6 protein-coding genes are annotated in these 7,770 nt (G+C 58.3%); 4 read left to right on the forward strand and 2 right to left on the reverse strand.

The window, feature by feature from the left end; genetic code table 11:
• Positions 1–27 precede the first annotated feature (27 nt).
• The 4 genes from QMG79_RS15845 to QMG79_RS15860 all read left to right on the forward strand — a co-directional run bounded on the left by QMG79_RS15845 (position 28) and on the right by QMG79_RS15860 (position 5,864).
• Complete coding sequence (locus QMG79_RS15845) at positions 28–3,057, forward strand: type I restriction endonuclease subunit R (RefSeq protein WP_283539595.1); 3,030 nt, start codon at positions 28–30, stop codon at positions 3,055–3,057.
• 275 nt (positions 3,058–3,332) lie between these two features.
• Positions 3,333–3,914: an ABC-three component system protein gene (locus tag QMG79_RS15850; protein WP_283539596.1), complete on the forward strand. Its 582-nt coding sequence runs from the start codon at positions 3,333–3,335 to the stop codon at positions 3,912–3,914.
• Entirely contained in the window at positions 3,907–4,137 is a 231-nt protein-coding gene (locus tag QMG79_RS15855) for an ABC-three component system middle component 6 (protein WP_283539597.1), read from the forward strand. The genes QMG79_RS15850 and QMG79_RS15855 overlap by 8 nt, the downstream gene beginning before the upstream one ends.
• A gap of 2 nt (positions 4,138–4,139) precedes the next feature.
• Positions 4,140–5,864, forward strand: coding sequence for a DUF2326 domain-containing protein (locus QMG79_RS15860; RefSeq protein ID WP_283539598.1), 1,725 nt, complete (start codon positions 4,140–4,142; stop codon positions 5,862–5,864).
• A 423-nt stretch (positions 5,865–6,287) separates the two neighbouring features.
• On the opposite strand, the gene QMG79_RS16670 is transcribed toward QMG79_RS15860, so the two are convergent.
• Complete coding sequence (locus QMG79_RS16670) at positions 6,288–6,650, reverse strand: hypothetical protein (protein ID WP_502934762.1); 363 nt, start codon at positions 6,648–6,650, stop codon at positions 6,288–6,290.
• Positions 6,651–6,769: 119 nt separating this feature from the next.
• Positions 6,770–7,351 (reverse strand): recombinase family protein, encoded by a 582-nt coding sequence (locus QMG79_RS15870; RefSeq protein WP_283539599.1) that lies wholly within the window; start codon positions 7,349–7,351, stop codon positions 6,770–6,772.
• Positions 7,352–7,770 lie beyond the last annotated feature (419 nt).

The following is a 7,770-nucleotide window of genomic DNA, read 5'->3' on the forward strand; positions in this document are numbered from 1 at the left end:
TTCTGACGAAGCTGGGGAGCGTTGCGAGTGGCGGCTGTATTCAATGAGGCAAATTCTGTGCAGGCTCCGATTGTGGGACTGCTCGAGGCCGCCGGATGGACGTATCGTTCAGGGACGAGCCTGGATCGAGCTCCCGAATCAGTACTGATCGAAGACGACCTGACCGCTGCGCTGATCCGGCTGAACCCGAGGATCGCTGAGGACACTACGCGCGTGCAGGAAATTCTGTCACAGCTGCGGATGCTGCCACTTGCGGTGGCCGATGACGGGCTCGTGCACACGAATGAAACTTTTACGTCCTGGCTGCGGGGACACGAAAACCATCAATACATCGGTACGGCATTTCACGAGCCGGTGCATCTGATCGATTTCGAAAACCCCGCCGCTAACACACTCGTGGTTTCGGATGAAGTGACATTCGGGGTGCCCGGGCATTCGTGCCGGCTCGACATCGTCCTGTGGGTGAACGGCATCCCCTTAGTCGTGGGAGAGACGAAGACCTCCGTGGATTCCAAAGTGTCGTGGATAAAGGCCGCAAAAGATATCCACGACATTTATGAGAAGCAGTGGCCACAGTTCTTTGCCCCCGGAGTGTTTTCCTTCGCCACTGAGGGTCGAGAATTCCACTATGGCGCCGTGGGGCAGAGCATCGAATCCTGGCAGATGTGGGGCTCCACTTCTGACGAAGCCACCCTGTCGGGCTGGCCGCGTGTAAAGCGCTGTGTCGAACTGTTGCTCACACCAGAGACGGTTCTTGACGTCCTCGCCGGATACACCGTCTATGAACTCACTCGCCGGCACTCGGCGTCACCACAGCTCAAAAAGATAGTCTGCCGTTACCCGCAGTACGAGGCCGTGACGGCCCTGCACCGGCGCGCCTTGGACCCGGACCGGCATCAAGGGTTGATCTTCCACACCCAAGGCTCCGGTAAGACCCTTGCCATGGTATTCGCGGCCGCTCGGATGTTGAAAGATCCGCGGCTGAAAAACCCGACGGTCGTGATGATCGCTGACCGCAAGCAGTTGGTGCGCCAGACCTACGACCAGTTCCGTACCGTGGACATGCCTCGTCTGGAGACTCCGGAGACCTCAGCCGAACTTCGGGCCGCCTTGTCCGCCGACAAACGAGGCGTTGTCTTCACCACTGTGCACAAGTTCCGCGACGCCGGCCTGCTCAACGACCGGGAAAACATCATAGTCCTCGTTGATGAAGCGCACCGCACACAGGAAGGCCAGCTCGGAAACCACCTGCGCGCGGCGCTGCCGAAGGCCCGATTCTTCGGCTTCACCGGCACCCCAATCGCAGACACAGACCGGAACACGTTCGCCCTGTTCGGCGACCCTAGCGACCCCGGGCACGCCCTGAACACCTATGACTCGGACAGGTCCATCGCCGATGGGACGACGGTGCCCATTCATGTCCAGCCTCGTCTAGTGGAGTTCCACATCGACAAAGACCGCCTCGAAAAAGCATTCGGGGAGATGGTCGAAGAGGAAGGCCTGGACGAGACCCAGCGCGAATACCTCTCCGCCAAGGTCTCCAGCGTTTCTACGTTTTTCTCCAATCCGGAGCGCATCCGCAAGGTTTGCCAGGATATCGTCGATCATTTCTACTCGACGGTGGACCCACTAGGTATGAAAGCACAGGTCGTCGTCTACGACCGTGCCCTCTGCGTCGCCTACGACCAGGAGCTGCGTTCTCTGCTCGCGAAACGCGCCGCTGAGGGGCATTCATTGGACGGGACGGCGGTCGTAATGTCTGTTCGGTCCAAGGATGACGGGGACTGGCAGGGTTACAAGCTAAGCGAGCAGCAGGAAGAGGACCTGCTCGACCGTTTTAGGGCACTCAACGATCCACTCAAATTTCTTATCGTGACCTCCAAGCTGGGCACCGGGTTCAACGCCGACAACGAAGGCGTAATGTACCTGGACAAGCCGATGAAGCTGCACACGCTGTACCAGACGATCACGCGCACTAACCGGAGGTGGAAGAACCCGGAAACCGGCCAAGAGAAACGCTACGGGCTTATTGTCGACTACGTCGGACTGGGCGACGGATTCGCACGGGCTATGTCGCCGGCGAACCCGGAAAAGCAACAGCGTGAAATTGAAGTCGACGCTCTGATTGACCAGTTCGTCGAAGAGCTTGAGGAGGTCCTCGAACGCTTCGAGGGGATCGACCGGACACAGGCCGGATTCGAGTCATTGCAGGCAGCGCGGCAGCGGATCCCGACCGACAAATCTCGGGACCGTTTTGCTGCCCGCTTCCAGATCGTCCAAGGGATCTGGGAGGCCTGCTATCCGGACATGCAGCTGGACACCCACCGGGATGACTACCGGTGGCTGGGCAAGGTCTACCAAGCCGTCATGCCGACCGACACGTCCAACGAAATGCTCTGGCACCGCCTCGGGGCCAAGACCCTCCAGCTGGTTCATGGGTACATCACCGACGTACGAGTGCGCGACAGCGCTATGGTAGCAGTGATCGCCGACGCTGAGACGATCAAAAAGCTCATCGACGAGGGGCTCTTGGCTCCCGACGACACGGTGACCCCCACCAAAACAGCCGAACAGGTTATGAATACCATCGCCGACAGGATCCGCCGACGGCTGCAAGGCCCTAACGGCAACCACACCGTCTACAAGTCCCTTGCCGAACGCCTCGACCAACTCCGGGAACGTACCATGGGGCGCTCCGAAGACTCCATCGACCTCCTGCGAGACATCTTTCAGCTGGCCAAGGACGTCACCGTGGCAGAGCACGCCGAAGACGCCGACCGAACGCACGGACTGGACCTGCTGCCCGACCCGAACGTTGGGGCACTCACTCAAATCTTCGAAGAATTCGTCCCAAAGGACACCCCTATCATCGTCGGCCACGTTGTGGCGGACATTGACTCCATAGTGAAAGAAGTCAGGTACGACGGCTGGTCAGCAACGCAACAGGGAGACCGACTCGTACGGGTCGAAGTTCGTAAGGCTCTAGTCAAATACGGCCTGACGGCTTCCGGGGAACTCTTTGACCGCGCCTACGCCTACATTGCTGCCCATTACTGAAAGCCTCAGCAGCCCAACAATTCGTGCCGGATCCACTCCTCATGTGCTTGGCGGCTATCATTTCCCCTATGGCGAGCCGGACGAGCACTAGAGGTACTGTGCCTCCGGCACAAGAAAAAGTTCTGATCGCCCGTAGTGGAAACCGCTGCGCTTACCCCAGCTGTGGCGTCGAGCTGGTCATTCCCGCTGATCATCCCGAGGACCGTCCCAAGGCAGTGGGAAAAGTTGCTCACATAGCTGCAGCGAGTCCCGGTGGTCCTCGCTACGACGCGACGATGACAGAGGCGCAACGCGGGTCTGCTGACAATCTCATCTACTTGTGTGGATCACATCACGATGCGATTGATTCTCAAACCAATGGGCACACCCGGGATTCCCTCATTGAAGCCAAGGCGGATCACGAGCGAACAGTCGCCAGGGCGATGCGACAGGCAATGGGGTCGGTGACTTACTCCCAGTTGCGTCTCGTTTGCCAGGTTGTCGGTACAACTCCTGCCACGTCGCTGGAGTCTATCGAACTGGCTCTTCCTCTACAGGAAAAGATCGATCTCAACAGCCTGAGTGAGGTCGTCTCTGACCGAATAAAGGATGGACTATCCCAGGCCTTCAGAGTTTCAAGCTTCGTAGGCTATCAAAGCCAGTTTGATCCGGGTTTCGGACGGTCCCTTGTGGCCGGAGTAAAGGCTGACTACTACACCGCCTTGTCCGAAGGTCTGACGCCCGACCAAGTCTTTGACTATCTTGTCGAGACCGCGAGCGAGAATGCCGGACCTCGAGAATCTCCCGAACTTCGCGCCGCGGCCTTAGCCGTGATCGCCTACCTCTTCGAAGTATGCGAGATATTCGATCGTGATTGAAATTCTCCCTGATAAGTTCACGCCGATCGAACAAACACTGGTTGGGCGGAGTGCCATCCTCCTTGATTTGGTTTCTGAGAAGAGCTACACGGTAGGTGGCCTGTTCGTTGCCGCAAAAGAGCGTATGAGCCCTATTACCTTCGAAACGTTCGCAGCGTCGCTTGCTTTCCTTTACGCCGCCGATTTGATCGACCACAACGACGGAATCTTGGGAGTGAGCTGAGAATGCTAATACGACTAGAAGCAAATCGGCCCGAGTTCAAGCCCATCGATTTCAAACCTGGGTTCAACGCCATCGTCGCAGACCGAGACGCCGAAGCAACGGAGCAAGACAGCCGAAACGCGCGGGGCAAGTCAACCATCCTCAAGTTCATCAACTGGGTTCTCGCCGGAAATCGGCCGGCCAGCCTCGTCCCCCTGGCCGAAGACGGCTGGTCAATCTCTCTGACGCTGGAAATGTTTGGGGGCCGAGTAAAGGCAACCCGCGACCTCCGCGGAGGATCCAGACTGCAGATTGTGGCCGACGAGGCGTCATCGGCGGCACTCTGGCCGTACCTCAGGGAGGGCACAATAAGCCTGGAGGATTGGAAAGAGGTCCTTGGCCTTGCCCTCTTCCGACTCGAGCCGGAGCTCGAAACTACTGGGGGCCTTTCAGTCCGCACACTCCTGTCTTATGTGGTCCGCACTGACACTCCGAATGACCCGCTAAGGACTTTTAGTCAACAGTCTGCGACTAGCAGCAGGATGCACGTCTCATTTCTTATGGGTCTGGACTGGAGGCCAGTGCGCGAGTTGGCGCGGATCAAAACTGGACTCGATCAACTTTCTGCGATCTCGGCTGCCACACGCGATGGCCTCATCACTAGCTTGCGGCCGGAAAGTGAGCTTCTGCTCGAACGAGCATCGCTACGAGGTGAAGCCGATGAAGGGCACACCCGGATAGGTGGCTTCAGCGTCCTGGAAGATCCGCAAGGACTAGTTGAGAGAGCCAACACGCTAACTAGGGAGATCTCATCCCTTCGCGACGAGGCTGTAACCGACCACCAAATGAAGGACCTATACGATTCGTCTCTCGCCGACGACGGTACTGAAGAAATAGACTCGGGGACTGTCGTGGCGACCCTCTTCGAGGTCTCAGGACTCATTCTTGCTGACGGTTTTAAGCGCCGAATGGACGAAGTAGAAGCTTTTCATTCCTCCCTCCTCTCCAACAGGCGAGCCTTCTTGGCGGCGGAAATTGGAGAAATCGATGAACGCTCCGCCGAACGGAACGTCCGGTTGCTGTTACTGTCCCAGCGGAGAGAATCGGCTATGCAGGCGCTTCGTGCTGGAGGGGCTCTGGAAGAGTTGCTCGCCATGCAATCGGAGCTTGCCGACATCGAAAGTAGGGTCGCTGCAGTCGACGAGCAGATCGAACAAGCGAGGGAATTGGAATCCAAGCGAGACGAACTGAAGCTCGAGAAGGCTCAAGAAAGAGCCGCCGCCGGCGAAGTCCTGTCGAAGTCCCGTAGCAAACTGGACGACATAGGTGAGCGTTTCGGCTCGAAGATGAAAAGGCTCTACGGCAAAGATGCCGTGCTTACCGTCGCTGTAGATGACGGAGGCTTCAAATTCGGATTGAAGGTCACTGGCGCAGGCAGCACAGGGGTCAACCGTGCCACCATGTTTTGCTTTGATCTAACGATGCTCGAAGAAGGGATCCAGACGGCACACCACCCTGACTTCTTGATCCACGACTCAACCGTGTTCGACGGCGTCGACCCTCGTCAACGCGCAGGAACCTTGCACTTCGCTCAAGAAATGGTCGAGGCTACCCGCGGCCAATACATATGCACAATCAACAGCAACGACATCCCGGATGACGTGCGCCACGAGGCTTGGTTCAGCAGCGGAATTGTGCGGACAGTACTCGACACGGAGCCGCACGGCGCAATCGGCGTCAGTTTCTAGAACCAACAGCAAGGGCCGGCCATCGTAGTCCGGCCCTTCCTGGCCTTCCCTCTGCAAAAGAAATCTGTGGTTCAGCTTAGCTGAACGGTTGTGGTGCTGCCGCGCCCTGGTACCTCGTTGTTCCTGGTCCCGCGGGTGGTGGCTGGTCGGCTGCGTGGTCGCGGTTAATGGCGGTCCGTCGCTGGTGATTGGCCGTTGTGGTTCGCCCTGGGCGGCGGACCGCCCCACTTCTGGAGGGTTCCTGGCCCTGCTGGGGTGAGTGGGCCGGGCGGCTGTATTGGGGAATCATCCGCCCGGCTCACTGTCCGGTTAATCGGTGTCGGTGGTGTGCATGTCGAGGATGATTTTCTCCACGGCACTTGCGGTGTAACCCCATGCGGTGAGCTGGTTCAGGTAGTGGAAGTGCCGCTTCTCGGCGGACCGTCATGAGTCTTTCTGGATGGTTTTCTCGTACCCTGCGCAGATCAGGCAGATCAGGCCGATCAGGGAGAACTCGGGCCGGGCGGTGGTTTTTGCGGTGTGGTCCCGCAACGGGTTCCAGCCCCACCGGTCGGTATCCTCCCCGGTCCTGGCACCGATCATCTCGGTGGCGACCTTGCCGTCATAGCCGCTAGCGGTTTCCGGGTCGTGGGTGATGGCGTGGACGGTGAAGTACTGCCAGCCCTTCGGCGCGGTCTTCCGCGAGAGCAGGGTCTTCACGAACTCACGCCTGACCTTGGTGGCACTTTCCATCTCGCGGTTATTGGCTATCAGGGTCTTCCTCTCGGCTTTCTGTTCCTCGGTCATCGGGCCTTTCTGGGCCTGTATGCCGCCATCGTAGCGTTCGTACTTCAGGGTAAAGCCCAAATCTTTTCAGCCGGTGATGACGGGCTGGGCGTTGCCCTCGGTTTTGTTGACTCCTTGACCTAAGCGACGAGGGCCCGTGAACGCCTGTAGAACGTGGCCCGCGACATTCCAAGATCCCGCACGACCCGGGCAGCAGGTTCCCCAGCATCGACCAGGCGCATAGCTGTTCGGATCTGACTATCCGTAACCCTTACTGGCCGGCCGCCCAGGTTCTTCCCAGCTGCCCTGCGTTTGCTGATGGAGTCGGTGACGCGTTCGCTTTTGATCTCGTGCTCCATCTGGGCCAGGGCAGCCATGATCGTGAACAACATCGACCCCATAGGCGTCGTCGTGTCCACGTCCCCTCCCCCAAGGTTCAACACACGCAACCCAGCACCCCGGTCACGTAACTCATTAGCAAACGCCAACATGTTCTGGGTAGAGCGCCCAAGACGATCAAGTGTCGTAATCACCAAGGTGTCCCCCTCCACCAAAGCCTCCAGCGCCCGATCAAACTCAGGCCTCGACGCCCGCGCACCAGAAACACCGTGATCGACATACAGATCATCACGCCGCACACCGGCCGCAAGAAGATCCGTTTCCTGCCGGTCCGTGGACTGCTGCCGCGTCGATACTCTTGCGTAACCAATCAACTTCGCCACAACGGCCTCCGACATGTCTCATAACTAACAGTGTGTGCATCAATTCAACCAGAAACTTACGATACATAGATACGAGAAAAATCGGCTGAGACCAAAACCGCAGAAACTCGCTGAAACCAAGCCACTCCCCCGCTTCTGATTCCTGGGTCCGCGAGACGCCTCGTAACCCTAGGGATACAAGACAGGTAGGGGGCTGTGGGGGAGGCACTTTCATCGGGCTTTCAGGCGGCGCGATAGGCGGAAATGTATATCCTTGCCAGGCGGGCCAGTATCCAAAGTTCCGAAACTGAATGTACGTTCCGGCGCAGGACCGCCTTACGGGCACATGGGGCATGTTTGTCTTCTGCTTTGAACGAGCTTTGCACTAGGCATCAACAGCCTTGGGCGTATATTTCCTACATGGCAGTTAGCAGCAACAG

Source organism: Pseudarthrobacter sp. PS3-L1 (assembly GCF_030063285.1).
GTDB lineage: Bacteria > Actinomycetota > Actinomycetes > Actinomycetales > Micrococcaceae > Arthrobacter.

Bases quoted from the DNA above. Each gene is read 5' to 3' on its own strand.
- QMG79_RS16670 (WP_502934762.1), bottom strand. From the start codon at position 6,650: ATGACCGAGGAACAGAAAGCCGAGAGGAAGACCCTGATAGCCAATAAC.
- QMG79_RS15850 (WP_283539596.1), top strand. From the start codon at position 3,333: ATGACAGAGGCGCAACGCGGGTCTGCTGACAATCTCATCTACTTGTGT.
- QMG79_RS15860 (WP_283539598.1), top strand. From the start codon at position 4,140: ATGCTAATACGACTAGAAGCAAATCGGCCCGAGTTCAAGCCCATCGAT.